The sequence below is a fragment of the Bdellovibrionales bacterium genome, from assembly GCA_016716765.1.
Lineage (GTDB): Bacteria > Bdellovibrionota > Bdellovibrionia > Bdellovibrionales > UBA1609 > JADJVA01.
In genome coordinates this window covers 513,979-539,962 of record JADJVA010000025.1, presented here as the reverse complement: position 1 = coordinate 539,962, position 25,984 = coordinate 513,979, and the positions used below count along the sequence as shown (strand labels likewise).

Below are 25,984 nucleotides of genomic sequence, written 5' to 3'. Positions count from 1 at the left end.
CAATTTCATGGACGTGATAGGTCATCACAAAGAACCGTCACCTCGGGATGCAGCCGAAGCAATTGAGCTGCGGGAGTTGAATTATCCTGTCTCAGAATTGCTTCTAAAATTTCTCTTTTTTCTTCGCCTCGGACCATCATAAGTACTCTCCTGCAACGAAGAAATGCTCCTAGACCATAGGTGAGTCCCCAAGACTCATGCTCAAGACCCAAATTCAAACAAGTGATCTCTTCCAATGACACGCAAGCCAGAAAAACTGAATCTGGCAATCCAGGCTCATGAAAACCCAAATGACCGTTCTTCCCCAGTCCCAAAACAGCCGCATCTGCTTGAAAGAATTCACTATTCGGTGGGACAACTGCATTGCTCAAACTTGGAAGTTCAGTCTGAAAAAAACGACTGAATACGCCTTTCTTCTGCCCAGTAAGAACCTCGTCAATTTGCAAGAGATTGCACTCACGAAGAAAGGAGGGCCGCAATTTTTCCCAATTGCGATAAAGGGGAACTGGCGTATTTCCTGCTGGAAGGTAGAAGGAACGACACTCATCTAAAGTATAGGCTCTCAGACACCAGCTATCTGCTCGCTCGACCCAATCTTGCAATCCCTTGCCGACAATTATTTCCATAGGCACAATTATTTCTTGAAGAGGAGCATATGAAAAGAAAAAAATCAGATCTTATCATTACAGCTCATCCCGATGACGAAACTCTATTTTTTTCAGGCCTTATCCAAAGTCGCCCTCGCCAAAGGCCCTGGGAAGTGATCTGCGTAACAGATGGCAATGCCGACGGAATGGGCCGACGCCGTCATCGCCAGTTTTTAAGCGCCTGCAAGGAACTGGGTGTTGCAAAGGCCCATTGGTGGAAATATCCAGATCTCTATGAAAAACGACTAGATGTTGCAACTCTGATTCAAAAACTCAACTTGGTCTTAACTCCCCACAGAGTTTTTACCCACAATATTCTGGGAGAGTACGGACATCCTCACCATCAAGACGTCTCTCTTGCGGTTCACCGGGCATTTTTTACGAAAGTCCCTGTATTCAGTTCTGCTTACAACGCATTCCCCTCTTTGCGAATTCATCTCACCGAAAAATCCTACCAGAAAAAGGCTCGAATTCTCTCGACGATCTACGCATCTGAGACTCGCCGATTTGCCCACCTCCTGCCAGCGACAAGTTCGGAAGGATTCGTACAAGTTGATCTCAAAGAAGTTGAAGCTCTCTACTCCTTTTTTTGCTATGGAAAGAAACCAAAACTTTCTGATTTAAATGTCTTCAGGTGGTATTGGTCCTACATGAAGGATGGATCTTTGGCACAAATGCAACGCCCCTTCTAAAACCAAGACACCCAACAATCGGCCAATGACCACTTTCCTGCCAAGTATTTTAGGATTGATGATTGACCATTACACAGCTAGAATCACCGCCATTCTGCTAATCTTAGATGGATGGTACAAAGATGTCCCCAAATTGGGAAATGGAGCGGGCTCAATTTCCCGCTGCACAGAATCAAACTTATTTGCTGACTGCCGCCGCAGGTCCCTTATCACAAGCTGCGTGGAAGGCTTATCAGACGCATTATTCTGAGCTACTCGAACATGGCGATATTCATTGGCTCAAAACACTGGAAGAAATTGAGGAAAGTCGAAATGATATAGTTCCTTTTATCGGAGCTCACAACGAATCTGAAATTGCCTTCACGAGCAACACAAGTCTTGCCATGAATTTACTGGCCATGACCTTTAAAGAACTTCTTCTTAGGCAAAAAAAGCCTCTGTCAGTCCTCACCTGCAAAGAAGAGTTTCCATCGACGACGCTGGCTTGGATACATCATGGTTTCCAGGTCAATCAGGTTTCTGCTGTAGATCTAGAAAAAACCTTAACCATGTCTCCCCCTTCCATCACTTTGACGAGCGCGGTTCAATACGGTACTGGCTTTCGACAGAATTTAGATGTTTTAGGTGATCTCTGCCGTCGTTCTCAATCTTATTTGATTGTCAACGCCACTCAATCGCTCGGGGCCTTTCCCGTTCGAACCGTTCACTCGGGCATCACAGCACTTGCCGCCAGTTGCCATAAATGGATGTGTTGCGGTTTTGGGCTCTCTCTGATGTTTCTGGATGAAAAACTACATCAAGAAGCCCGCTGGCCTCTGGCCGGATGGCTCGGGGTCAGAAAACCAATGAACATGGATAATTTTCACGTTGATCTTGCGCAGACTGCCCGCGCCTTTGAACTGGGAGTTCCGCCCATTGCGACCATTGCGGCTCTTCGCAACCAAATAAGAGAACTGAACCGCATCGGGGCCGAATCAATTAGCCAGAGGATTCTTGAACTCTCTGAATATCTCGTGGAAGAAATTCAAGACAAGTTGCCCTCCGTTGAAATCCTGAGTAAAAGGTCCCGTAAAGGCGACACGAACACATTTAACAGTGGGATCGTTCTCTTGAGAGTTCCAAATGCAGAGAAGCTCCTCTATTACTTAACAGAGAACAATATCCATGTGAGTTTTCGTCAAGGTGGCCTAAGAATTGCCACGCATTTTTTTAACAATCGCTCTGACATCGATCGCCTACTTGCTTTTATGGATCGTTTTCAAGCGCTCAATTCAGGAGTCTAAATTTGAACCTTCAGATAGATCCATCTATTCACAGCCTAATTTCGAAAACTCAGCTACCTGCGGAGTGGGGATTCGGAAAATTCTTCTGCCCATTTATGATTAAAGGTTCTTTTCAAGAAGGCTCTTGGCAATCTCTTGAGCTTCAACCATACAAAGAACTCTCTCTCGATCCTGCTGCCATGGTGTTTCATTATGGTCAGACAATTTTTGAGGGACTCAAAGCCTATAGAGGAACAAATGGCCTCAATCTGTTTCGCCCCTTGGACCACGCGCACAGATTCAATCGCTCCGCAGAACGACTAGCAATGCCCCCTTTCCCCGTTGAAAGCTTTCTCGAATCAGTCGTTCAATTTTCGAGTCTCGCCACCCCGCTAGTTCCGGAGGGAGATAATTTCAACCTCTATTTGCGTCCTTTCATGATCGCATCACAGGTCGGTCTCGGAGTCAGACCAGCTAACTCCTACCTTTTTCTTCTGATAGGTTCTCCGTCGGGCAACTATTTTTCGGCCCCTGGGGGAGTCAAGGTTATGATTGAAAGGCAATATCGACGAGCCGCATCTCCCGGAGGAACTGGCTCTGTGAAAACGGCCGGCAACTATGCTTCCAGTTTACTGAGCGATCGTAAAATCAAAGCACAGGGCTTTCACCAGTCACTTTGGCTGGATTCAATGACCGGAAAATACATTGAAGAAATGACGGGTATGAACTTTTTTGCAGTCATTGATAACTGTGTCGTCACTCCTCCTCTGAGTGATTCGATATTGGCCGGTATTACTCGAGATTCAATTATCTATTTAGCAGGTGAGCTAGGTCTTCGAGTTGAAGAAAGGCCCATCCCTATCAATGAACTGACTTCGCAAATAGAATCAGGCCTATGCTCTGAGTGTTTTATTTCTGGAACAGCTGCCGGCATTACTGCCGTGGAGCTCCTGGGAGAAGCTGATGGAACTGTTTATCCGCTCAAAGCCCCTGATGGCCCCATCACAACATTATTGAGGCAAAATCTTAAAGACCTACAAAGAGCTCGTCGACCAGCCCCAGCGGGCTGGATTGTCTCGGCATGAAGATAAAAGGGGTTTTGGTCCTATCCTTAGTCGCTGGCGCCTTTGGTTACCTTTGGTGGGTTCAGGTTAGACCTCGCCAAATCGGGGAGCCCAAATTATCAATTCCTCTGGTGGATCCTCAAGTGCAGCCTCAACATCAAGTTTCTGTCTCCCAAGGTTCGGCTCTCAGAAATGAAAACGAGCACGTAAATTTCGAATATCCCCCTAATAAGGATAAACAAATACCTCTCAAACCTGCTGTTCCTCATAAGAACCGAATTGCCGACTCGAATCCCTTTAAGGAAAAATCATCTCTTATCACATACGATATCTACAATGATTGGGCGATTGCCTACGGTGATGTGCTCTTGGGCAAGGTTGAAGGAGCCGGAGAATTAAAAAGGGCTCAGCACCGTCCAGAAAAGCCCTTGCTTTGGGATTCCAATGTTATTCCCTATGCGATCCATAAAGATCTCAAGGATCCGGACCGAGTGATGAAAGCAATTAACTATTTTAATGAGAATACGGTCATTCGCTTTGTTCCGATTCAAATCAAGGACGAGGATGCAGTTGTTTTTATTCCTCATGACACACACTGCGCCTCTTATATTGGTCGCACGGGTGGCAAACAACCTATTATGGTTGCTGATAAATGTGGACGCCAAGAACTTATTCATGAGCTCATGCATGCCCTCGGATTTGTTCATGAGCATTCACGACCAGATCGCACTCATTATCTGGAGATCGTTTGGAACAACATAGATCCCCTTTATTGGCCACAGTTTGCCGAGGTGCCTGACTCACTTATTCATGAATATCGCGGCAGTGTTTTTGACTTTGATCCACTCTCAGCCATGCTCTACCCTCCCACTGCCTTTGCCAAAGTTCCTGGGGACACAACCCTGAAACCAATCGGTCAAGTTCAGCTTACTCCCACACTCATCGGATTAAGTGCAGTGGATCGAGAGCGCCTATTCTTTTTATATGGGAATTAATGTTACACTGGACTCTGGCCTCAGGCCTTTTTCTCTTGTCGTTTGACTCGCCAGGAGTCATAAAAAAGAAGACTGACTCCGACAACGATGGCCATATCTGCAACATTAAAGATTCCCGTTCTCAAATTGCCGATACCCATATTCATAAAATCAATAACTGAACCTTCTGCGCGAAAAAAGCGATCCAACAAATTACTAACCCCTCCTCCCATAACAAAAGAAATCCCAAAAACCACAAGCTTCGTTGGCGAACCCTTCAGCAATTGATAGGCATAGAGACTTAAAAAAACAAGAACAATGACTCCTAAAATCCAAAATCGAGAGGGCCCCGATAAATTCGATCCCAGGCTCAGAAAAGCACCCTTATTTTCAGCATATTGAAGACGAAAAACATCTCCAAAAAAAGATTGCAGTGGCTGACCCCGAAGATAGAATATTGCTACTTCTTTCATAACCTGATCAAAAACGATCAAAAAAAAGACAATCAGAGAAGTGACCGTCCATTTTTTAAAATCGATTTTTCCAATTTTAACTGAGGATTTCCTACCTGCCTTCATGAGCTCTCACCCCCTGATTCATTTCGCCAATTGAAAGGCCCAAAACAGTCCCTCTCAATATACCCTCGCTATCCATAAGGGAGGTCATCCCTATTTGCAATCAAATGAAGTTTTACTTTATGATAATCCATTTCCAAGTAGAATGGGAACTCTTGAGAGACACAAGACATTCTTGAAAATTCTTCGAAGGAGATTCTCGTGCAACGATTTCCCTCTTCTACAATCTGGTCTATATCCTTTTCCTTCATTTTTCTACTCACTCTTCTCAATGCTACCGCCGATGCCCGTGAGCTGGGCTTGGGCCTTGTGATTGGTGCTCCCATCGGGATTTCCGGGAACTACTTTACCAGCCAAAACCAGTCCATAGATGCTGTCTTAGCCTTCAATTTTGGAGGGCACCGTACCTATTTTCACTCAACATTTCTGCGACACCACCAAAAAACTCTCCATATCGACGGCGTGGGAATCGATTCCTTTTGGGGATTGGGAGCTCGCATACAGATTAAATCTCGCCAAGACGACTATAATTTTGGCCCCCGTCTATCGGGCGGATTTCTTTATAAAGTCCGATCAAGTCCAGTAGACATATTTTGCGAAGTGGCACTGATTGTTGACCTGATAGAAGATACCGGCCTAGCTGCTAATTTAGGCGTGGGTGCCAGGTACTACTTTTGAACTGGCCCGCTTGATCGTTGTTCCAAACTCCAAGGGACCCTGACTTAACTAAATCTCAGGAATCCAGGATCTTCAAACATGCGTCCGGCAGCAGCGCTCACGTTGTGAGCACTGCACCAAGCCGAACTCGATCCTGAACCCCTGAGATTTAGTTCAGCCAGCTCCCTGTGTCTTTTGGACACAACAGAATCACCGAAGGCTTGCGGGCCAACCACTGTATCAAAATCAAAATCTTCCTTTTGGAAGCTCTCACTGTCAGATGATCTGGTGATAAGGAGGGTGTCTAGACTCATAAAAATAAGTTGCACCACCGTCGTTCGGAAGTTTCATTTTTGGTGACCCCCCCCCCCCCCCCGTGCAACGAAAGATCCCAATCTTAATTCTGCGGTTGGCCCGCAAGCCTTCGGTGATTCTGTTGTGTCCAACACACAAGGAGCTGGCTTAACTAAATCTCAGGGGTTCAGGATCGAGTTCGGCTTGGTGCAGTGCTCACAACGTGAGCGCTGCTGCCGGACGCATGTTTGAAGATCCTGGATTCCTGAGATTTAGTTAAGTCAGGGTCCCTTGGAGTTTGGAACAACGATCAAGCGGGCCAGTTTAAATGTGCTTCAACCTCCAACGGGAGGAAGGCCATCTCGAAAAATAAAATAAGCTGCGGCAATCAAGCAGACTGAAGCGTAAAGATAGTTTCGACTCAGAGGAGCCCCCATATAGAAGATGGCAAAACCAGAAAATACGGTCATTGTGATGATCTCTTGAATAACCTTGAGTTGCGGCAAGGTAAAATATTCGGATCCAATGCGATTCGCCGGCACTTGGAAGCAATACTCAAAAAAGGCCACTCCCCAGCTCACAAGAATAGCCAAGATGAGAGCCCTACCCTTAAAATCCCTGAGGTGCCCATACCAGGCATAGGTCATAAAAATATTCGACACACCTAAAAGCACAACTGTCTGCCACATGCACGCCCCACGATAAAAAAAGCTCATGACGCCGTCACGATCTGAAAGAATACTGGCCTAGAAACGCCCCGCCAAGAGCTCCGCAACGGGTTTTGTCGTCGAGAACCGATCCAAAACAATTTTCATCACCGCTGTAATTGGAACTGCCAAAAACATACCAGCAACCCCCCAAACCAAACCCCAAAATATAAGAAACACAAGTATGGTAACAGGATGAAGATCCATGCTTTCTCCCAAATACCTCGGCTCTAAAAAATTTCCCATTATCAACTGCACCATGAGTGAAAGGATTAAGACAGCTAAAAATCTCCCCCCAAATCCATACTCAATGAAAATGAGAGGCAAGGGCAAAACTGTTGAAAGAAGAAACCCAACGTTTGGAATAAAATTCAGCAGAAAAGTCAGAAGCCCGATGAGAACCGCCAATTCAACATCAAAGGCAATCAAGATCAGAGTAACTCCCACTCCAGTGACGAGAGAAAGCAAAGATTTCAAAACCAAATATCGGGAAATCTTGTTCAACACTTCGTCTAAGACTGGATGAGGCTTTCGCTCAGCACTTTCCCCAGCCAGAAGAAAAATCAAAAAAATTAAGATCAAAAAGAAATTGCTGAACAGCACTGTTATTTCTGCGGTCAGCGTCCGCAAAAATGCAAAAACAGGGAGATCCTTTAGCTGGGCAATGATAGATTCCTTATCTGAGGAAAAACCATAATCCCCTGCTTTTTCAAGCACAGTCGCAAAGAGCTCAAACAAACGAATTTTATATGATTCAGCACCACTTACAAAGTTCCCGATTGAGGATGTAATGATTAAGATAAGGCCGACACTCACCAAACAAACACTCAAAAAAACAAAAGTGAGAGCAAGCCATCGGGGGAGCCGTGTTCGATTTTGCAACCATTTGACCGTCGGAGAGGTCAAAGCAAAAAAGAAAATACTAAAGACAAACGGGATCATAATGGTACGGGTGTAAATCAGAGCTCCCGTGGCCGCCACCGCCGACAGAAACAAGAGGCAATACTGATTCAAATTATTTTCCGACTTCATTCTGTTCTTCATTTCGCCTCCCTTTTGGCTTCAAGTTTGATCCCTGGCAAAGGGCGATTCATCCGGTATCGCAAATTCAATAACTCGACGGATAGCGAAAAAAACATGGAAAAGTAAATATATGCCTTACTCACGTGTCCGCCCATTCCCTCTACGACCAACATCACTCCTATCATCAATAGAAAAGACAATGCCAAAATCTTAACCGTGGGATGTCTATCCACAAAACCTGAAATAGCTCCCGCCGACAGTAGCATCACTAGCATCGCCAAAGACATCGCCGTAATCATGATTGGCACCTGTTGTACCATCCCTACTGCCGTAATAACTGAATCGAATGAGAAAACAAGATCCAAAACAATGATCTGGAAAAGTACTAAAAAAAATCCCCTCGCACTGGGGCTGTGAATGCTCGCCACCTCCTCGGATCTCTCAACCTTATTGTGGATTTCGATGGTTGACTTAAAAATCAAAAAAAGCCCGCCGCCCAGAAGAATCAAATCTCTTCCGGAAAAGGACTTTTCAAAAAGAGTAAAAAATGGCTCCTTCAGCCCCATTATCCAGGTGATTGAAAACAAGAGGATAAGTCTCAAAAAAAGCGCCAAAAAAATTCCCAGAGATCGGGCTTTCTTTTGTTGAACAGAGGGAAGTTGAGATACCAGAATAGAAATAAAAATAATATTATCTATCCCCAAAACGATTTCCATCACCGAAAGAGTCGCCAGAGCCGTAAGGCCCTCTGCTGTAAAAATGAAATCCATCATCAAACCCCTTAATTTGCTATTGTCTATGGTCTCTTTTAGGGGAACGTTAGTCCCAAGACTCAAACATGTCAATTTTGACCTCTCCAGCAAGATGAGAGGATTCATTGACCTCGTCAAAAACCTCCCCTAGAGTCGCCTCGTGCGAAGCTCTATTGTGTTTACATTGTCTCTTTGGTGCCTGACGGCTGTGGCCTCCCCCACAGGGCCGGACTTTGTCCATCCAGATGGCGAACCAGAACCTCCGGCGAGATTTCTTGACAAGGCTGATCAATCTCAAAAGGAACTGAGTTTGCGCCTTCATAAGTTTTCAAAGCAACTGGACACATTTTTCGGATCAAGTCGCATCGACGAGGAGGCTCTATCTGAGAGCCGAATTCGAATCAACTTGATTTCTAATTTTAGAGACTATTCGGGCGACACCTATGCCGCCAATATTCGTACCCGAATTGCTTTACCGAACACCGAAAGGCGACTCAACCTTGTCATGCAAAACTTCTCACGAAGCTTTAGAGACGACCGAGAAGGGGACAAACAAACGGTGGGCGAATCCCTGGGTAAGGACATTTACACTGCGGGACTCCGCTATCTCCCTGAAGTCCCGCAAGAGTGGAATCTGGGAGCAGATACAGGTATCAAACTGGTCATACCTCCAGATCCTTATGTGAGGTTGCGTGTCCGACGCACTTGGTGGCCCGAATTTTGGGAAATTCGAGCAACGGCAACAACATTCTGGTTTAATTCTCAGGGTTTTGGCCACACTGAATCCCTCGAGTTTGACAGAGAGATCTCAGATTCTTTGTTATTCCGCTCTGAGAATACCGCTTCCTGGCTTAGATCTGATGAAAAATATGTATTTGATCAGTCCCTCAATCTCATTCAGAAGATAAATGACAACTGGGCATTCTTGTATTTTCTTAGAATGACCGGAAATAATGTTCCGTCTCCCCACTCCGAGGAGTATTCTGCTGGAGCTAATTTTCGGCGTCGAATTAAATCGAACTGGTTTTTCTTTAACATTCAACCGGTTGGCAATTGGCCTCGAACAGAGAACTTTTCTTTTATCGCTTCCATTAGCTTTAAAGTTGAAGTGATTGTGGGGGAATAGGACCTTGAAATCATGATGCTAAATTCCAAATTAGAATCAAATGTGTTTGTAGCAAGGGTGAGAGATCTTTCAGGAAAAGGTCTTGGAGTTCTGGATTTGCCTGATGGGAGAGTTCTCTTTGTACCCGGTGTCTGGCCTGGAGACCATGGACGATTTGAACCGATCAAGATGCATAAAAACTATGGATTTGGTCGCCTCGTGGAGCTCATCGAGAAAAGTCCACAACGAACCACGCCACTCTGTCCACATCAAGGCCATGAAGCCGGCAAGTGCGGAGGGTGCCCATGGATGATTGCCAGCTATCACTCCCAACTCTTTTATAAGCAAAAATTAGTTCAAAGCCAACTGGAGCGAGCCAAAGTTGTTTCCCCTAGCACCCGGATCTTGGAGATTGCGAGCTGTTCCCAGCCATATGGCTATCGCAATCGAATTCAAGTAAAATCGAACGGGACGAGTATAGGATTTGTTTCGTCCGAGTCTAAGAATTTTGCGCCCATATCGGACTGCCTCATTGTGAATAAAAAGATCCGCTCTATTCTCGCGTCACTGATAAGCCAACTTCCCAATAGGCAATGGAATCCGAAAGAGGGATTTCTGTGGTCTTTCTTAGAATTTGACGACGCCATGAATCCCGCGAACCTCATCCCAAACCAAAAAATACCGTTTCGCCAGGCAAATGACGAACAAAATGATCTCATGAAATCTCTGGCAAGGACGTGGGCCAGTAGCTTAGACCCACGCCTCCCCCTGATTGAGCTTTTTTGTGGTTCAGGAAACTTCACAGAGATTTTCAGTGGCCTCTCTTTTTCTCAGGTTTTTGCCGGAGAGAACGGACAAGAGGCGATCGAGCAGCTAGCAAAGAAGAAACTTCCAGGTGTTTTTTGCGAGCAATTGGACCTTTATCGTATAAAGAATTGGAATTCAATCCGTCGGTGGAGCCAGAGACCCCAATACTTATTCCTTGACCCTCCCCGAGGTGGGTTTCCGCAAATAGACCAATTCTGTTCCGAATTTCCCACTCTCCAAGACATGATGTATATATCATGCGATCTTCATGCCTTTGCAGCCGACGCTAAAAAACTGAAGAGCAGAGGTTGGGACCTTCAAACAGTCCAGCCTGTTGATCAGTTTCCCCACACTCCCCATATCGAACTCGTCGCGCAATTTCATCGGAAGAATTCTCTAAGCTAGATTTTTTTCAAAACAGAAAAATAGAGAGGTCCGAATCCACAACGATCGGGCAAATGAATCCATCCGCAGCTGGTCTTTTCAGCGAACGGACTGGGCGCGTTCCTAAACACAACTTCGACATCGCCTTTCTTGCGCGCTAACAATCGCTCTACGACCCCGTCGTTCTCTTCATAGCTCAGGGCGCAAGTCGAATAAACAATGAGCCCCCCTGACTTGGCAGCCAAAAGAGCAGAGGCCAGTAGGCCGTACTGGCGTTTAGCCAAAGATTTTATTCGACTCGGCTTCCAAGCTTTTAAGTCTTTAGGTGACAATAACAAGTGTCTCTCCCCCGAACAAGGAGCATCAACAAGAACGCGCGTATAACAATCTGGCTGGCTAATTCCATACCTGAGTCCCTCTTTTCCCCTGACGTAAATCCCCGCCCGTCGCTTCTGAGGAACATATTGCTGAATAACTTTAATTAACCTCTTACGTCGAGGTAAGGATATCTCATTGGCATCTAAAAGGCCCTGACTCCCCAATCCCTGCGCGAGAACCAATGTTTTTCCTCCAGGAGCTGCGCACATATCAAGTACGTGATCCGAAACTCCAACCTCTAGGGCTCTTCCAACTAGAACTGAGGCTGGATCCATAACATAGCACTTGAGCAAGCCCTCGCCATCCCTCTGCTGAATCCAATCGCGACGATCCTGGGTTAGCCACAAGCAGGATTTTAACCACTCTATTTCATCCGCTGCGTTCGCCTCGGCACTCTGACCAAAGGGATGGAAAAGAACTTGCCTTTCCTTCTGAAGGAGGGACTCATAGAGTGCGGGCCATCGATCGGCCCAAATTGCTTGAAAATATTGATAAAAATCCTCACCCAGTTTCTTATCCAACTTCTTATCCAGTTTCTTATCCATAACTTGGCTCTTCCCCAATTTAAATCAGTCCGTTGTAAAGTAATAGACGGGATCTGATTTCCAACCTAATATTGTTCGGAGTTCACTTTTTTTTTGGATAGAGTAAAAAATTCTTTCGGGGGGACGCAATAATGCCCGGTTCAATTCTCAAAAACGCATTGATCACTCTGAATTTTGTCTTTTTGTTGTTCAGTTCTTCGGCTTGGGCTGCAGATTTCAATTTTAACAACGTAAATGAGGCCGATCTAAAAAAAATTATTGGTGATTTCTCGGGAATTTTTGTCCACACATCAGTGAGCGGAGCCAGTTCTCTAGGAAGAGTGTTTGGATTCGAATTGGGCCTTGCCGGTGGAATTTCCACAACTCCCGGCCTTAATTCCCTCATCAAGGAAGCCGACCCTCTGGCAGACGACGCCCATCTCATTCATGGAGGCATTGTCGCCCAGATCTCTGTACCATTTGGTCTTACCTTTGAAGGAAGCGGCATCCCTTCAATAGGAAATGACACAATGAAAATTACAACCACCAATTTTGGCCTTCGCTGGACAATGACAGATACGGTTTTTAATTTGCCATTTAGCTTAGCCTTAAAGGCCCACACGTCTCGAACCTCCCTTCACTTTGCAACGGTTATCAACAACAGCAGCACCGCAAATCTTCCTGTTGACTCAAAACTGGAACTGGCGAGTTCCTCAAATGGCCTCGCATTTGTCGTAAGCAAAGAATTGCTGATTTTTGAACCCTATTTTGGAATCGGAATGCTAAAGTCCTCGGGCGAATTTCGCATCGTGGGTTCTGGAAATATCTTTGATAGCACTCTGACCACCGAGCAGTCAGCAAAGGCTTCGACAAGCGGAATTCATTTTTTTGGGGGAACAGAAATTAAACTGTTCTTCTTAAAAGCCGGTTTAGAATACAGTAAGATGATCGACGTCACTCGCGTGACTGGAAAGTTTGCCCTATCGTTCTAGGTTTCTGAGCAAACAAATTGACTTTTGCCCATGCGAACCCTATTGGGCTGTATGATACAATCTCAGTTTTCCTGCGAAATAGCACCTTTCTGCTCCGGCTGCCCCAGTCATCATCTGGACTGGGAAATCCAGACTTCTCTCAAAATAGACCAACTTTTGAGCGGCCTTAAGAATTTTGGATTGAGCCTAAAATCCAAACCAAAAATCCTTAGGATTGCCCCCTTTGGTCTTCGCGATCGAACTGACTTAGTCATTGAGTCAACCGACAATGGAAGTCTCATTGGGCTCTATCACCTCAACTCAAAAGACGTCCTTGATATGCCAGATTGCCCACAACTTTCTCCATCCCTTAGAAAATGGTTCAAAGAATTCAGATCAGATCTGCCTCCCATTAAAAGAGGTTCCATTCGGTTGCGAACCTCTCCAGCCGAAACATTTGGCGTATGGCTTGATTTTTCAAATAAAGACGTAAAGGATCTTTTTGATGAACAAAATTGGCTCATGCGCCTGATGAAAAAAGCCCAAGTCGAGGTGGGCCAAAAGCGAAAAGCTCTCTGCCTGGAGAATGGGCGACTCTCATTGGGCAAGGCAGAACATCACCCTTGGTTTGAAACTTACGACTTGTCGGGAAAAAGCATTCCGCTTTATTGTTCCATTGCCTCTTTCACTCAACCGGGATTCAGAGCAAATCTCCGACTAGTAAATGAGGTCGTTAACTCTGTTCTTGAATGCGGAGGAAAACGCTGGATTGAGCTCTTCTGTGGTATCGGAAATTTCACAATTCCACTGGCCATGGAGAAAATTGAAATGATAGGCTTCGACGTGGATCGTTTCGCCTTGGCGGGAGCCCAAAGGTCTATATCAGAACTTAAGGCGCCCATTTTTTGTGATTTTAAGTACGGAAACGCAAACAAAAAGCTGGCGCTTCCTCAACTGGATTCCTACGACGGGTTATTGGTTGATCCACCCCGATCTGGCCTCAAAAGTGTTCTTGATCATCTCAAAGACCATGATCGAAAAAATCGTCCTCGTCATTTGGTCTATGTTTCTTGCCACACTCCGAGCCTTTGTTCGGACATAGCCATTTTATGTGATCTGGGATATCAGGTGGCGCAAGTAAGAGGCATCGATCAGTTCCCCATGACTCCCCACTGCGAATGGATCGTTTGCCTCAGCCAGGTTCCAACTTAGATCCTGAAGAAGAGGTGACCACTCTTCTCTGGGGGATAGGAAGTTCTATGGCTTCCTTGTCGAGTCTCTTCTTCAAATTCATGATAAACTGCGTTTTAAATTCAGCATAGGTTTCGGTATTGGTCCAGACACAAAACTTGAGAGAAATGGAAGACTCCCCAAAATTCTGTATAAAAAACTGTGGCAAAGGCTCATCGAGGCAATGAGGGTTCTTGTGAGCCAAATCCAGCAGGATATTTCTGACTCTTTCCAAGTCCTCACAAAGGGAAACGCCAAATTCAACATTCGTTCTACGAATTGGGAAACGAGTTAAATTGGTGATCCCAGATTTCATCAATGTTTCATTGGGAATCCTGACCATCAAATTATCGTAGGTTCTTATCCGAGAAGAAAGGAGGTCGATCGAAATGACAACTCCCTCCCATTCACTGACCCGAATCGTATCACCAACGACAAATGGCTTTTCCACGAGTAAAAACATCCCACTGATCAAGTTCGATGCGGAGGTTTGGGAGGCAAATCCAATGGCCACCGAAAAGACACCAGCAGCACCTATCAAGAGTTTGAAATCGACACCCAAGCGGTGCAAGGACCAACCTAGAAATGCTCCGAAAAGAGAATAAAACAAAAGTTTTTTAAGAATCAAGTGCGCCTGTGGATCCAAGAATCGCAAGCTTCGAACGATCAGGGCTGTCACTGCACGTGAAACAACAAATCCCCCGCCCAAGATCAAGAGAGCCTCCCAAGCTCTTGCTAGCCAGCTAAAACTGCTCAAATGTAGATCGGGCATGGGCGCTTCCTCCTTTTGTCCCTTATGATCTCAAAAGGGACCTGACTGTTCTGATCACCAAATTACTCTCCAGAGGATCGCGTGGTCCTGATGACTGGACCAAATGATGATCAGGCAAATCTGGCTTCCCTCTGAGATTCATTTTAATTTCATCCTTCTCCCCCTCCCACTCGTACGATAGGTTGTCCGTGTAAAACCAACCCGCTTCTCCTCGATAAAGACTCAGATTTCTCATCGGAATTTTAATACGATCGATCAGCAAAGGCTTGCGATCCAGATTGCTAATAGCAACCATTGTAATCGCTCGATGATGCCTCTTCGGCAACTCCTCAATACGTAAACGCGCGGCTGTCCTTGTCGAATAGCACAGTTCGCCCTCGACAGGAGACTCACCAAACCAGGTATCAGAAGGACGATGTGTTGGAATCTCGGTCAGAAAGCAACCTCTGCCACCATCGTGAATGCCGAGCCACAAAGGAGTACTCAAAACAAAAGTGATCCTCTCCCCACCCGGAACGAGCAAAGGATTATCGGGACGAACCACCATGGAACGGTCGCTCAGTCTGGCTGAAATGATAAGAGAATCCGATTTATCTGTAAAACCAAAGCGATGCAGTCCTAATCCCAAAGAGTCAGAAGGACTGTCTTCAATCACGAGCTCTTGAATGGCCTCATAAATCCAGTCCTCTGAATGGCTCCAACTGATTCTCCATTCATTGGGAAGGTTTGCCATCCACAGTGCAAGGGGTCCAATTTTCAAGTGACCAGTCGCTCCGGGGGGGATGTTGTAGGACTTAAAAATGTCAATCAAAGGCTACCCCTTTGCCAAGTTCTGGGTTTTCGCAGCCAAATTAACAAACAGGCAGAGCAAGGTCATCGGAATTGTTGGGCCGTTTTTTGGGTTCTCTTTGCAAAGGGCTTTAGGTTGTGGCACATAGAGAGACTATGAATATTAGAAATATCGCTATTATTGCACACGTTGATCACGGGAAGACCACACTTATTGACGGACTCTTTCAGCAGGCTGGAGTCTTTCAAAGCCACCAAGCCGTCGAGGAAAGGGTCATGGATTCGGGCGATCTTGAAAAAGAGCGTGGGATCACGATCAGAGCAAAAAATGCTTCCCTCATGTGGAATGGAACCCGAATCAACGTTGTGGATACCCCTGGCCACGCCGACTTCGGAGGCGAAGTTGAAAGGGCCCTTTTTATGGTTGACGGAGCACTTCTGCTTGTCGATGCAGCAGAGGGTCCTCTGCCACAAACCCGTTTTGTTCTCCGAAAGGCTCTCCAGCGTGGAATCAAAATCATTGTCATCATCAATAAAGTTGACCGATCTGATGCCCGAGTGGACGAAATCGAAGAAAAAATCCTCGAACTCTTCTACGATTTGGCCGAAGATGATTCGCAGGTTCAATTTACAACCTTTTATGCCAGTGGCCGCAGTGGGTGGGCCAGCCTAGAAAAAGGTACAATCGGTAAAGATTTTTCGCCCCTATTCAATCGCATTGTCGAGGAGATCCCTCCACCCAAAGTGAATGCGAATGGGCCTTTTCAGATGATCGTCGTGAATCGAACTTACAACTCGTTCTTGGGACAAATCGCAGTGGGCCGCATTGAGGCTGGAGTCGTAAAAGAAGGTCAGAGAGTCCAATTGATGGGGAGCGAGAAGAACCTTCCTTTTATGGTAACCGCCTTGGAAACCTTCTCGGGATTGGGTACGGAACGAGCCAAAGAATTGCGTGCTGGGGACATTGCCTTAATCGCTGGGGCCGAGGCTCCTCTTATTGGTGATACCATTGCCGAGATTGGGGTCACACAGGCTTTGCCAAGAATCCAGGTGGATCCGCCAACTGTGGCCATTCGCATTTCGGTGAATACCTCGCCATTTTCCAGCCGTGAAGGCGTCTACTTGACGAGCCGAAAGCTCGAAGAAGTCCTTGAGAAGGAGTGCTTGCAAAATGTCTCCCTTTCTCTTGAACCGACCGATTCCAATGAGGTTTTTCTCCTCAAGGCACGTGGCGAACTTCAGGTGGTTATTGTTTTGGAGGAGATTCGCCGCAGAGGCTTTGAATTGATGGCCGGCCGACCGGAAATTATTCCCGTCCAAAAAGATGGCAAACTGTGGGAGCCCGAGGAGTCATTCTTCATCGATATCCCCGAAAATAAAATGGGCACCGTCACCGAGATCCTTTCCACTCGTGGTGGTAGAATGCAAAACATTGAAAAGTTTGAAAATTCACATCGGGTCCGCTTGGAATTCGAAATTCCTTCCCGTGGTCTAATAGGCTTGCGCTCACTTCTTCTAACAGAAACCCGCGGTGAAGCGATTTATTCCAGCACCTTCAAAAAATATATTCCATATCTGGGCAAACGTTTCAGTCGGGCTAACGGAGCCATTGTCACAGATCGGGACGGTGTCGCGACTGAGTACGCTCTGTTTGGTCTTGAAGATCGCGGCAGACTTTTCGTTCGGGCTGGAACTCCTGTCTACGAAGGAATGATTTTTGGAGAAAATAATCGCCAGAACGATTTGAATGCAAATCCAACCAAAGAAAAGAAGCTGACTAACATGCGGGCTTCCGGCTCTGATGATTCAACCAAATTGAGTCCCATTAAGGAGATGTCCTTAGACGAAGCATTGGATTGGATTGACGAAGATGAGTGGGTGGAGATTACTCCTAAAAATATTCGAATTCGCAAAATTGTTTTAAAGACAAATCAAAGACACGTCATCCGTCGCTCGCCCGAAGAAAACTCCCATTAAACGCGTCTGCGCTTTGTGTCAGTTTTCGTTTCAGTGATTTCGCCAATTTCTTCGGTCAGATCGTCATCAAATGGCTCCTCTTCCAGGGGCGCCGGTCCTTCGTCATAGGCCTTGTACCTATCATCATAGTAATCCAGACTCTGCCGACTCGGTTCTTTCTTTGTCCCTTGTTGGTCAGGCAGCTCAACTGAATCTCTTGAAGGGCTCACTGAATTCTTCACCGATTCCTGTGGATTCGCCCTGCGAACCTGTGGCTTTGCTAAGTGCCGAAGAGGATTCTCCATGATCATAAAACATCCATCAAAACTAATGTACCAAAAGACCATGAGAAAAGCTCCCACAGGAATAAATGGAAGAATCCATTCCTGAGAGAGATAGTAACTCAATAGGCCCCCGCCCCAAGTGAAGGCAAAAACTAAAAAATTTTGCCTCATCGCACGAAAGGCGAGGGCGGTGGCTTGAATAATGTTGAGCGAAGAGAAAATCAATATAGGTGTGACTCCTAATAAGAAAACTGTGTTCAGAGCGACAGAAGCGAGATAAATCGCTCTCCCTACCTGATTATTCAGATGATATGCAGATGCCTGGCGATTCATAAATTCGATCGCCCCAATGGCCGTCCAAAAAATGAGACTGACAAATGAAACGGGCATCAGGCGCATTCCCAGGCGGGTCTCATGAAACGGAAAGAAAAGGTCATCATAAGTGGCTTGCTTGAATCGTATGACTCGATGGACAAAAATAAAGGCGCCACCCACCAAAAGTGGCAGCAAGAATCCAGCGAATATCCGCCCAAAGGGAGACATAAAAGAGGGGAAAATTGTCACGAGTGCAAAGAGGACGAAAGCAACCCACAAATAAAATGGCCTTTTCTTGTAGACACGCCAGCTTTTCGCTAACCACAACCGAATATCAGCTGGACGGACTGCTCTCGTGACCATGCTCCTTCACCTACCTTTTGATGATTAGACCCCTGCACAAAGATTAATGTCAATATGCGCAAAAATCCACTCGCCACTGACACACTGGCAACAGATTACTTATTCCCCGCACCTAACGCTTTGGCCTAAAATTTTATTTTTTTGTGTCGATTCTAGGCTTTCGTCTAAAGACCGCCACTGGCTTTGATTACACAACATATTGTATTTTAAGATGTCTTGCATCACTAGATATAGTGGTTCTTTTAATTGACAGCCATTTTTCAGCGTGTTCTCTTTGGAGCACATGAAGAGGGGTTTCCCCTCGTTTAAAGATGGCAAAATTTTAGAGTTCCCAGCGAATGAAAGGACATCCCTATGAATACTCTTCTCACGGAAGAAGGAAGTAATAAGAAATCTCCCAAAATGGCTCTTAAACAGGAAGCACGAGCCAAAAGGGAGGGAACAAAAGTAAATACGGGTGGCCAGACCTTTCAAGCCTACTATGTTCCCAATGACCAAAATCCTTACAATATGGTTGAATGGTCAAAACGATCGAGCAAAATTAAGGACGCTCAGGGTGGCTCTGTCTTTTCTATGGAAAATATTGAGGTCCCTGAGTCTTGGTCGCAATTGGCTACTGATGTTGCCGTCAGTAAATATTTTCGCAAAGCGGGAGTACCAGGGACTGGACACGAGACCTCCATTCGTCAGGTGGTCCATCGTATCGTTCACACAATTCGATCTTCCGGCGAAGACTTTGGTGGTTATTTTGCGTCCAAGTCAGATGCAGAACAATTTGAAAAGGAATTGGCTTTCATTCTTCTTAATCAGATTGGAGCTTTTAATAGCCCAGTGTGGTTCAACTGCGGGCTTCATCATGAATACGGCATCACAGGATCAGGTGGCAATTACGCTTACAACTTTAAATCAGAACGAATCAGTGAGATTGCCAATTCCTACGAAAGACCCCAATGTTCAGCTTGCTTTATCCAGAGCGTAGAAGACGACTTGATGGCTATTTTCAACTTAACTAAACAAGAAGCACGCATTTTCAAATATGGGTCCGGCACGGGAACAAATTTCTCTAAGATACGCGGCCGTCAAGAAACTCTCTCCGGTGGAGGGTTAAGCTCGGGACTCATCAGCTTTCTTGAGGTACTTGACCGTGGAGCTGGCGCAACAAAATCAGGTGGGACAACTCGTAGGGCCGCAAAGATGGTGTGTCTCGACATTGACCATCCCGAAATTGAGGACTTCATCAATTGGAAGGTCAATGAAGAAAGAAAAGTTCAGACTCTTGTCGACGGAGGTTATAGTTCCGATTTTAATGGAGAAGCCTATAAAACTGTGGCCGGACAAAATTCTAACAATTCCATTCGAATTCCAGACCAATTTATAGAGAGAGTTCAAAAGGATGATACCTGGAAGACAACGGCTCGCACCTCTGGTGAAACGATTAACACCTATCGTGCGCGTGAACTCTGGAGACAAATAGCATATGCCGCTTGGAAGTGCGCTGACCCAGGAGTCCAATTTGATTCCACGATCCAAAAGTGGCACACTTGCCCAGAGACAGATCGCATCAACGGCAGCAACCCTTGCTCGGAGTATATGTTTCTTGATGACTCCGCCTGCAATCTCGCTTCCTTAAATTTGGAAAAATTTCTATCGCCTGATGGCTCATTTAATCTGGAAGCCTATCGACACGCCGTTCGAGTTCTTTTTACGGCTCAGGAGATCCTTGTCGATTTATCAAGCTATCCAACAGAAAGAATCGCACTGAACAGTCATGATTATCGACCCTTGGGGCTCGGATATGCAAATTTGGGAACTCTTCTCATGATTAAAGGACTTCCCTATGACAGTCCAAAAGGGAGAGCTTGGGCGGGAGTCCTGACTGCTATTATGACAGGCGAAGCTTACAAAACCAGCGCTATCATTGCCGGTAGCAAAGGTGCCTTTAATGGGTATGAGAAAAATGATGAATCCATGCTGCGGGTGATCCGTCAACACGGAGAAAAAGTAGCCGAAATCGATTCATCCTCCCTCCCAAAGGGACTTATACAGGCGGCACATGAAGCATGGACCGATGCCGCCGAATTGGGAAGACTTTACGGCTTTCGCAATGCTCAGGCGACTGTTCTGGCACCAACGGGCACAATTGGTCTCTTAATGGACTGTGACACAACAGGAGTTGAACCCGATTTTTCTCTAGTGAAATTTAAAAAACTCGCCGGGGGGGGATACTTTAAGATTGTGAACCAATCAGTCCCTCGTGCACTTACTGCTCTGGGTTATAAGCTCGACGAAGTCGAAGCCATCGTCGCTTATGCAATTGGCCATATGACTCTCCATGGGTCTCCCCATATCAATACTGAATCTCTGAAGGCAAAGGGCCTGACGGATGAAGATCTTTATAAAATAACCAAGGCCTTGCCAACTTCCTTTGACCTCCATGCGGCCATTTCCCCATGGGTGTTGGGAGAGGAGAGGATAAAAAGTTTAGGTATCAAGTCGGAACAGTTGAGTGAGGGCAAGCAAACTGTCCTTGAGGCACTCAAGTTCACTCCACAGCAGATAAGAGAAGCCAACTCCCACATTTGTGGCCAGCAAACACTTGAGGGAGCCCCTTTGCTAAAAGAGGAACATCTCGCTGTCTTCGATTGCGCCAACAAATGTGGACCAGGCGGAGAGCGTTTTATTGAGCCAATGGCTCACGTGCGAATGATGGCGGCCGTTCAACCCTTCATCAGTGGAGCCATCTCCAAAACAGTCAATCTCCCCCATGAATGTACGGTTGAAGAGATCGAAGATATTTATGAACAGTCTTGGAAAATGGGATTAAAGGCCGTAGCGGTTTATCGGGATGGTTCAAAACTCAGTCAGCCCTTACAAAGCAAACAGGAGGAGACATCCTCAGATAAGGCCATTTACACCGAAAAGGACCTCCAAGAAGCAGTTGCAACGGCAATCAGCATGGCTTCTCCACGACGAAGGCGGCTTCCGCAGAAGCGGCGAGGTGTAACTGTTGAAGGCCGAGTCGGCGGACACCAGATTTATATTCGCACAGGCGAGTATGATGATGGCGATTTGGGTGAAGTATTTTTTGATATGCACAAAGAAGGTGCCACATTCCGCAGCCTACTCAACTGTTTTGCCATATCCTGTTCGCTAGGACTTCAGTATGGAGTGCCGCTCGAAGAATATGTCGATAAATTCACTTTCACGCGATTTGAACCGCAGGGCATGGTCGACCATCCAAACATCAAGCAGGCGACGAGCATTCTGGACTATGTGTTCCGCGTGATCGGCATGGAGTATCTCGGAAAAACTGATTTCGTGCATGTCAAGCCAGCCGTAGAAGACTTAGTGATCAATCAAAACCAAATGGTCAACACAAACGAACACGAATCCATTCAGTCAGGACAACAGCTGTCTCTTTCGGCAGAAAAGGCTGTCATGAGGAATTCAGAAGCCTTACCTCATTCAACAGTCGCAAGTACGGCGAGTGCACCAGATAACTTGGATTCTCATCTTTCACAAATGATGGGAGATGCTCCAATGTGTACGGATTGTGGACATGTCACGGTGAGAAATGGCAGCTGCTACAGATGCTTGAATTGTGGAAGTTCGATTGGGTGTTCATGATCCCATCACAAAAAACATCTTGAGGATGAGGAGAAAATAGATTTATCTGAGCAAGGTGAAGAAAAGTGATTATGTAAAAGCTCTCTAATCTCATTCAAAATTCGTAGGAGTGACGTGATTTTACGAATCAAGAGAAGACTAAATTTACCTGATTTCTCAGAATTTAAAGATTTGTTAGTTCATCTTGTCCAGCATCGTCCCTATTTACAGGGTATTCCTTATTGGACCGGTGGTGCCATTGTCGGTGTCATTGCCGTTCTCTATTCTGGAGCATTTGCATGGTGCATTCAGATTTCCAAAAATATTTTTCAGACTCATCCCTTTTGGCTCTTTATTTTGTCTCCAGTCTGCTTTTTTCTGGCGACTTGGGTCGTTGAAAAATTTGGACCAGCCGCTGGCGGCACGGGAGTCCCGCGAGTTATTCATGTCCTCAATCTCAATCCCATTTCTCAGAAATTAGAAATTAACAAAAATTTGAATATGAAAATCGCCGGAGTTGTAGCCATCAGCTCTCTGTTAGGAGTGCTGGGCGCTGGATCATTGGGCCGGGAAGGTCCAATGATCCACATGTCGGCTTGTCTATTTTATTTTATAGGGCGGCAATTTCACCGTTTGTGGCCATATACTGAACACCGCTCCTGGATCGTCGCGGGAGGAGCCGCAGGTGTCGCTGCAGCATTTAACGCCCCTATGGCTGGAGTTGTTTTTGTTCTCGAAGAGCTGGCCCATCAGCATTTTCACCAATTTAAGACCGTAGTGATTTCATCAGCCATTGTTGGTGGCATGACAGCTCAGTGGTTATCTGGAAAATATCTTTATTTTGGTTATCCAAAAATTGACTACGTCCCCTTTAGTTCAGTTCCTTGGGCCATGCTCCTGGGAATATTCTGCGGCCTCTTAGCTGTTCCTTTCCACAAAATGCTTCAAATAAATTGGCGAGAAAAATTTCCAAACTATCTCAATACACGCTTGAAGTTTTCAATTGTCACTGGGGTCTGTGTCGCTGCAATTGCTATCTTTATTGACTCTGGTTCGATTGGTGGAGGAATCTCAGTTATTGAAGATTTGCTGATCAAAGGAAAACACGCAACCTGGGAGCTTATCGTTGCCCGATTTTTTGGAACCGTGATTTCGCACTTAAGCGGATGTGCCGGAGGTTTTTTAGCTCCATCCTTAGGTCTAGGAGCCGCTATTGGATCTATGCTCGCAACAATTGCTTCCTATCCCAATCATGAACTACTTGTCCTGGTAGGGATGTCGGCATTTTTAAGTGCAATTGTTCGAGCCCCCTTCACTGCTTGGGTCATCGTAATGGAAATGACGGATCGTCACCAAGCCATTTTTCCCCTCATGGTTGCCTCTTTGATCAGTCATGGAACATTGGTGCTCATCATGGATCGAAAGATACAAAAAAATAAGAACACTCAAACCTAAGCCTAAATGAAACGGTAATAGACATAGGCTCAAGCCAGCGATCGAGGCGGATTGAAATCTCAGGGTGCCAACAGAGAGGACCCCCAAACTCCATCCCTCTTTTCGTATTTTCTTCTCCGATGAAGACGTGCAAGACAGGCTTCCCAAAATTCGATTGACGAGGCCTTTAAAGCAAACCCGCCCCAGTGAGGAGGCCTTGGCACCGGCTGACCTCGAAACTTTTCCTCAATCGCCTTCACTTTCAAGAGAAGTTCCTCACGATCGGCGATCGCCACACTCTGGTCAGAGGCCCATCCTCCAATTTGACTTCCGCGAGGGCGAGAAGCCCAATAACGATCTGAGATTTCATTTGAGACCTTTTCAATGGATCCCTCAAATCTGACCTGACGCTCGGGGAGCGCCCAATGAAATACCAGCGCGGCTATTGGGTTCGCGATGAGTTCCTTTGCTTTGCGACTATTGTAATTCGTGTAAAAAAGAACTCCCTCTTCCCATATCCCTTTGTAGAGCACAACACGAGCCGAGGGCTGGCCCTCTCTTGAGGCTGTCGAAAGCACCATCGCATCTCCGCCATGCAGCTGAAAAGGAGGGTAGGTTTTTCTCATCAATAGCCTGAACGGGTACAAGGCCCGATCGGAAAATCCAGTCACTCCCTTTCCCGAAGCATTGCTGTACCAACGCTGAAATAATCTCCAAGGGTCCTCTTGATGAATATCTAATTCATGTTTCATATTGTGATTCCTAGGTACTCGTATCTTGTTGGTACATCTTCAAGTGAGAGAAAATCAAACAGGTCTGCCCACTCTAAATAAAAAAGAGAGCTCAAGGCTCCCTTTTTAAAACAAAAACCGAGAGGGATTGGCCCTATTTCTTTAGACCTGAGTAATAAGCAGAAAGTTCTTCCATATCCGCATCACTGAGCATCGCAGCCATGGGTTGCATCTCAGGATTCTTACGCTCACCCGCTTTGAAGGCTTTCAATTGAGCCACCATATAAACCTTCTGCTGACCTGCGAGATGAGGGTATTTTGGCTGAGTGCCCATTCCATTCTTGCCATGACAAGCCGCGCACACAGCCAATTTTGCTGGCTCCTTCGCAAACGCCACAGAACCCACCATCAACAATGCTCCTACAAAAACCGACCTTATCATTATGACCTCCGTTGTTTGAATTAACTCATCAAAAATACCTAGCGACTACCGGGTATGATAACCGATATCTTGCAGTGGATCAAAACAGACTTGAAACTCGATCATTTTCAACTGATTTTCAAATCACATTGCGTTAAACAGCCTCAGAATTTTCAGCCTCAGGACCAAGGGCCATGATGTCTGTTTTTTCAAATCGAGTGAACAAAGGGACCAATGCAACGCTCATCAAGATCAGACCGGCTCCGACGAGCCCAATCACACTCAATCTTTCCTGATATAACCAAAATCCAAAAAAAGCTCCAAATACCGATTCAGTCAAAAAGATAAGGCTCACGACATGAGCCCGAGTTGTCTGTTGTGCGTAAACCTGAATACTGAAAGCCCCAATACTAGAAAATAAGCTTAAAAAAATAAGTCCGGCGATGGGGCCAGGCGGAACCAAAGCGTCCCACCTCCACAAAGAATTCAAATCAGGAACTCCCGAACTCAGAAACGAAAAAGGGAGACCCATGATACCGACATACAGAATCTGTTGAAAATTAAACAAAACGGGATGCTCTTCTTGGGCCCATTTGTCTATGGCCAGAATGTGAAGGGCAAACAATAGGGCACTTCCAAGTATAAATCCATCTCCCAAATTGAAGCCATCCAAACTAAATTCACAAAGAAATCCGACTCCTAGCAAGGAAAGCAAGAGTAAAATCCAATACCCTATTCTGAACTTCTGTTTATAAATCATTTTCATGAGAACAGGAGTAAAAATGGCGTAGAATGCAGTGAAAAAACTACTTTTCGTCATCGTTGTAGAATTAATTCCCACCGTTTGCATTTGCAAACTCGCAAGCATCAGCAAAGAACACACCCCGACAGGCAAAGATAGCTTGAGTCTCTTCTTCCAAATGAGAATCGGCAAAACAATTCCCGCGGCCAGTACAAATCTCAATGAATTTGACCAGGTTGGATCAAAAAAGAGCAAAGTCCACTTTGTCGCCACAAAGCCAAAACCCCAAATCAAAGTCGCTAGCATCAATAACAAGATCCGCATATTTCACTCAAACCTTTCAAACACTCCTAAAATGACAGTCTGATGATAGTCTGATCAACTTCCCTCAATCGATATTCTATTATCCGATATTCCAGTTCATCATAATGTGATTTTTTTGAGAATGCGAAAATTTTCATTCCTAGAACATTTGGCAAACACACCAAACTGGGAGATATTGTCGATGCAAAACCATAGACGACT

Annotated in this window: 25 protein-coding genes; 12 read left to right on the top strand and 13 right to left on the bottom strand. The window is 45.7% G+C overall.

Annotation, left to right across the window (positions count from 1 at the left end; translation table 11 throughout):
• Positions 1–5: 5 nt before the first annotated feature.
• Positions 6–632, bottom strand: a complete 627-nt coding sequence (locus IPL83_18955; GenBank protein MBK9041201.1) for a 6-phosphogluconolactonase — start codon at positions 630–632, stop codon at positions 6–8.
• A gap of 23 nt (positions 633–655) precedes the next feature.
• Between IPL83_18955 and IPL83_18950 the strand changes: the two genes are divergently transcribed.
• The 4 genes from IPL83_18950 (at position 656) to IPL83_18935 (ending at position 4,660) form a co-directional block, all read left to right on the top strand.
• The gene (locus tag IPL83_18950; GenBank protein MBK9041200.1) at positions 656–1,339 is read left to right on the top strand and encodes a PIG-L family deacetylase; all 684 of its coding nucleotides are present in this window, start codon (positions 656–658) and stop codon (positions 1,337–1,339) included.
• A 122-nt stretch (positions 1,340–1,461) separates the two neighbouring features.
• The gene (locus tag IPL83_18945) at positions 1,462–2,622 is read left to right on the top strand and encodes an aminotransferase class V-fold PLP-dependent enzyme (protein ID MBK9041199.1); all 1,161 of its coding nucleotides are present in this window, start codon (positions 1,462–1,464) and stop codon (positions 2,620–2,622) included.
• A 2-nt stretch (positions 2,623–2,624) separates the two neighbouring features.
• Positions 2,625–3,686: a branched-chain amino acid aminotransferase gene (locus tag IPL83_18940; GenBank protein MBK9041198.1), complete on the top strand. Its 1,062-nt coding sequence runs from the start codon at positions 2,625–2,627 to the stop codon at positions 3,684–3,686.
• On the top strand, positions 3,683–4,660 hold the full coding sequence (locus tag IPL83_18935; protein ID MBK9041197.1) for a hypothetical protein: 978 nt from the start codon (positions 3,683–3,685) through the stop codon (positions 4,658–4,660). The genes IPL83_18940 and IPL83_18935 overlap by 4 nt, the downstream gene beginning before the upstream one ends.
• Positions 4,661–4,680: 20 nt before the next feature.
• On the opposite strand, the gene lspA is transcribed toward IPL83_18935, so the two are convergent.
• Entirely contained in the window at positions 4,681–5,217 is a 537-nt protein-coding gene (lspA, locus tag IPL83_18930) for a signal peptidase II (protein MBK9041196.1), read from the bottom strand.
• 198 nt (positions 5,218–5,415) lie between these two features.
• Here lspA and IPL83_18925 point away from each other — a divergent pair, with 198 nt between their 5' ends.
• On the top strand, positions 5,416–5,892 hold the full coding sequence (locus IPL83_18925) for a hypothetical protein (GenBank protein MBK9041195.1): 477 nt from the start codon (positions 5,416–5,418) through the stop codon (positions 5,890–5,892).
• Positions 5,893–5,936: 44 nt separating this feature from the next.
• On the opposite strand, the gene IPL83_18920 is transcribed toward IPL83_18925, so the two are convergent.
• From IPL83_18920 to IPL83_18905, 4 genes are all read right to left on the bottom strand, one after another.
• Positions 5,937–6,185: a hypothetical protein gene (locus IPL83_18920; protein MBK9041194.1), complete on the bottom strand. Its 249-nt coding sequence runs from the start codon at positions 6,183–6,185 to the stop codon at positions 5,937–5,939.
• 315 nt (positions 6,186–6,500) lie between these two features.
• Complete coding sequence (locus tag IPL83_18915) at positions 6,501–6,854, bottom strand: DMT family protein (protein ID MBK9041193.1); 354 nt, start codon at positions 6,852–6,854, stop codon at positions 6,501–6,503.
• 57 nt (positions 6,855–6,911) lie between these two features.
• A complete protein-coding gene (locus IPL83_18910; GenBank protein ID MBK9041192.1) occupies positions 6,912–7,916 on the bottom strand; it encodes an AI-2E family transporter in 1,005 nt (334 codons plus the stop codon).
• Positions 7,913–8,668, bottom strand: coding sequence for a TerC family protein (locus IPL83_18905; GenBank protein ID MBK9041191.1), 756 nt, complete (start codon positions 8,666–8,668; stop codon positions 7,913–7,915). Before IPL83_18905 ends, IPL83_18910 begins: the two co-directional genes overlap by 4 nt.
• A 139-nt stretch (positions 8,669–8,807) precedes the next feature.
• Here IPL83_18905 and IPL83_18900 point away from each other — a divergent pair, with 139 nt between their 5' ends.
• Both IPL83_18900 and IPL83_18895 read left to right on the top strand, forming a co-directional pair.
• On the top strand, positions 8,808–9,773 hold the full coding sequence (locus IPL83_18900; protein MBK9041190.1) for a hypothetical protein: 966 nt from the start codon (positions 8,808–8,810) through the stop codon (positions 9,771–9,773).
• A 12-nt stretch (positions 9,774–9,785) separates the two neighbouring features.
• Entirely contained in the window at positions 9,786–10,964 is a 1,179-nt protein-coding gene (locus tag IPL83_18895) for a class I SAM-dependent RNA methyltransferase (protein MBK9041189.1), read from the top strand.
• On the opposite strand, the gene IPL83_18890 is transcribed toward IPL83_18895, so the two are convergent.
• Positions 10,961–11,866: an RsmB/NOP family class I SAM-dependent RNA methyltransferase gene (locus IPL83_18890; protein MBK9041188.1), complete on the bottom strand. Its 906-nt coding sequence runs from the start codon at positions 11,864–11,866 to the stop codon at positions 10,961–10,963. The genes IPL83_18895 and IPL83_18890 overlap by 4 nt on opposite strands.
• Positions 11,867–11,997: 131 nt before the next feature.
• Here IPL83_18890 and IPL83_18885 point away from each other — a divergent pair, with 131 nt between their 5' ends.
• Entirely contained in the window at positions 11,998–12,837 is an 840-nt protein-coding gene (locus IPL83_18885) for a hypothetical protein (GenBank protein ID MBK9041187.1), read from the top strand.
• A 180-nt stretch (positions 12,838–13,017) separates the two neighbouring features.
• Positions 13,018–14,028: a hypothetical protein gene (locus IPL83_18880; protein ID MBK9041186.1), complete on the top strand. Its 1,011-nt coding sequence runs from the start codon at positions 13,018–13,020 to the stop codon at positions 14,026–14,028.
• On the opposite strand, the gene IPL83_18875 is transcribed toward IPL83_18880, so the two are convergent.
• Positions 14,009–14,818, bottom strand: a complete 810-nt coding sequence (locus tag IPL83_18875) for a mechanosensitive ion channel family protein (protein MBK9041185.1) — start codon at positions 14,816–14,818, stop codon at positions 14,009–14,011. The genes IPL83_18880 and IPL83_18875 overlap by 20 nt on opposite strands.
• A 22-nt stretch (positions 14,819–14,840) precedes the next feature.
• Positions 14,841–15,629 carry a hypothetical protein gene (locus IPL83_18870; protein MBK9041184.1) on the bottom strand — a complete coding sequence of 263 codons (789 nt, stop codon included), beginning with the start codon at positions 15,627–15,629 and terminating at the stop codon, positions 14,841–14,843.
• 134 nt (positions 15,630–15,763) lie between these two features.
• On the opposite strand from IPL83_18870, the gene typA reads away from it, so the two are divergent.
• Positions 15,764–17,584, top strand: coding sequence for a translational GTPase TypA (typA, locus tag IPL83_18865; protein ID MBK9041183.1), 1,821 nt, complete (start codon positions 15,764–15,766; stop codon positions 17,582–17,584).
• On the opposite strand, the gene IPL83_18860 is transcribed toward typA, so the two are convergent.
• Entirely contained in the window at positions 17,581–18,525 is a 945-nt protein-coding gene (locus IPL83_18860) for a hypothetical protein (protein MBK9041182.1), read from the bottom strand. The genes typA and IPL83_18860 overlap by 4 nt on opposite strands.
• A gap of 402 nt (positions 18,526–18,927) precedes the next feature.
• Between IPL83_18860 and IPL83_18855 the strand changes: the two genes are divergently transcribed.
• Together IPL83_18855 and IPL83_18850 are read left to right on the top strand one after the other, a co-directional pair.
• Complete coding sequence (locus IPL83_18855) at positions 18,928–22,152, top strand: vitamin B12-dependent ribonucleotide reductase (protein MBK9041181.1); 3,225 nt, start codon at positions 18,928–18,930, stop codon at positions 22,150–22,152.
• 114 nt (positions 22,153–22,266) lie between these two features.
• Complete coding sequence (locus tag IPL83_18850; GenBank protein ID MBK9041180.1) at positions 22,267–23,586, top strand: chloride channel protein; 1,320 nt, start codon at positions 22,267–22,269, stop codon at positions 23,584–23,586.
• Between the two features lie 59 nt (positions 23,587–23,645).
• On the opposite strand, the gene pdxH is transcribed toward IPL83_18850, so the two are convergent.
• From pdxH to IPL83_18835, 3 genes are all read right to left on the bottom strand, one after another.
• Complete coding sequence (gene pdxH, locus IPL83_18845) at positions 23,646–24,317, bottom strand: pyridoxamine 5'-phosphate oxidase (GenBank protein ID MBK9041179.1); 672 nt, start codon at positions 24,315–24,317, stop codon at positions 23,646–23,648.
• Positions 24,318–24,450: 133 nt separating this feature from the next.
• Positions 24,451–24,738 carry a cytochrome c gene (locus tag IPL83_18840; protein MBK9041178.1) on the bottom strand — a complete coding sequence of 96 codons (288 nt, stop codon included), beginning with the start codon at positions 24,736–24,738 and terminating at the stop codon, positions 24,451–24,453.
• Between the two features lie 133 nt (positions 24,739–24,871).
• Positions 24,872–25,783 carry a DMT family transporter gene (locus IPL83_18835; GenBank protein MBK9041177.1) on the bottom strand — a complete coding sequence of 304 codons (912 nt, stop codon included), beginning with the start codon at positions 25,781–25,783 and terminating at the stop codon, positions 24,872–24,874.
• Between the last annotated feature and the right edge of the window lie 201 nt (positions 25,784–25,984).

Bases quoted from the DNA above. Each gene is read 5' to 3' on its own strand.
- IPL83_18950 (MBK9041200.1), top strand. From the start codon at position 656: ATGAAAAGAAAAAAATCAGATCTTATCATTACAGCTCATCCCGATGAC.
- IPL83_18945 (MBK9041199.1), top strand. From the start codon at position 1,462: ATGTCCCCAAATTGGGAAATGGAGCGGGCTCAATTTCCCGCTGCACAG.
- IPL83_18935 (MBK9041197.1), top strand. From the start codon at position 3,683: ATGAAGATAAAAGGGGTTTTGGTCCTATCCTTAGTCGCTGGCGCCTTT.
- lspA (MBK9041196.1), bottom strand. From the start codon at position 5,217: ATGAAGGCAGGTAGGAAATCCTCAGTTAAAATTGGAAAAATCGATTTT.
- IPL83_18920 (MBK9041194.1), bottom strand. From the start codon at position 6,185: ATGAGTCTAGACACCCTCCTTATCACCAGATCATCTGACAGTGAGAGC.
- IPL83_18915 (MBK9041193.1), bottom strand. From the start codon at position 6,854: ATGTGGCAGACAGTTGTGCTTTTAGGTGTGTCGAATATTTTTATGACC.
- IPL83_18910 (MBK9041192.1), bottom strand. From the start codon at position 7,916: ATGAAGAACAGAATGAAGTCGGAAAATAATTTGAATCAGTATTGCCTC.
- IPL83_18905 (MBK9041191.1), bottom strand. From the start codon at position 8,668: ATGATGGATTTCATTTTTACAGCAGAGGGCCTTACGGCTCTGGCGACT.
- IPL83_18895 (MBK9041189.1), top strand. From the start codon at position 9,786: ATGATGCTAAATTCCAAATTAGAATCAAATGTGTTTGTAGCAAGGGTG.
- IPL83_18890 (MBK9041188.1), bottom strand. From the start codon at position 11,866: ATGGATAAGAAACTGGATAAGAAGTTGGATAAGAAACTGGGTGAGGAT.
- IPL83_18885 (MBK9041187.1), top strand. From the start codon at position 11,998: ATGCCCGGTTCAATTCTCAAAAACGCATTGATCACTCTGAATTTTGTC.
- IPL83_18875 (MBK9041185.1), bottom strand. From the start codon at position 14,818: ATGCCCGATCTACATTTGAGCAGTTTTAGCTGGCTAGCAAGAGCTTGG.
- typA (MBK9041183.1), top strand. From the start codon at position 15,764: ATGAATATTAGAAATATCGCTATTATTGCACACGTTGATCACGGGAAG.
- IPL83_18860 (MBK9041182.1), bottom strand. From the start codon at position 18,525: ATGGTCACGAGAGCAGTCCGTCCAGCTGATATTCGGTTGTGGTTAGCG.
- IPL83_18855 (MBK9041181.1), top strand. From the start codon at position 18,928: ATGGCTCTTAAACAGGAAGCACGAGCCAAAAGGGAGGGAACAAAAGTA.
- pdxH (MBK9041179.1), bottom strand. From the start codon at position 24,317: ATGAAACATGAATTAGATATTCATCAAGAGGACCCTTGGAGATTATTT.
- IPL83_18840 (MBK9041178.1), bottom strand. From the start codon at position 24,738: ATGATAAGGTCGGTTTTTGTAGGAGCATTGTTGATGGTGGGTTCTGTG.
- IPL83_18835 (MBK9041177.1), bottom strand. From the start codon at position 25,783: ATGCGGATCTTGTTATTGATGCTAGCGACTTTGATTTGGGGTTTTGGC.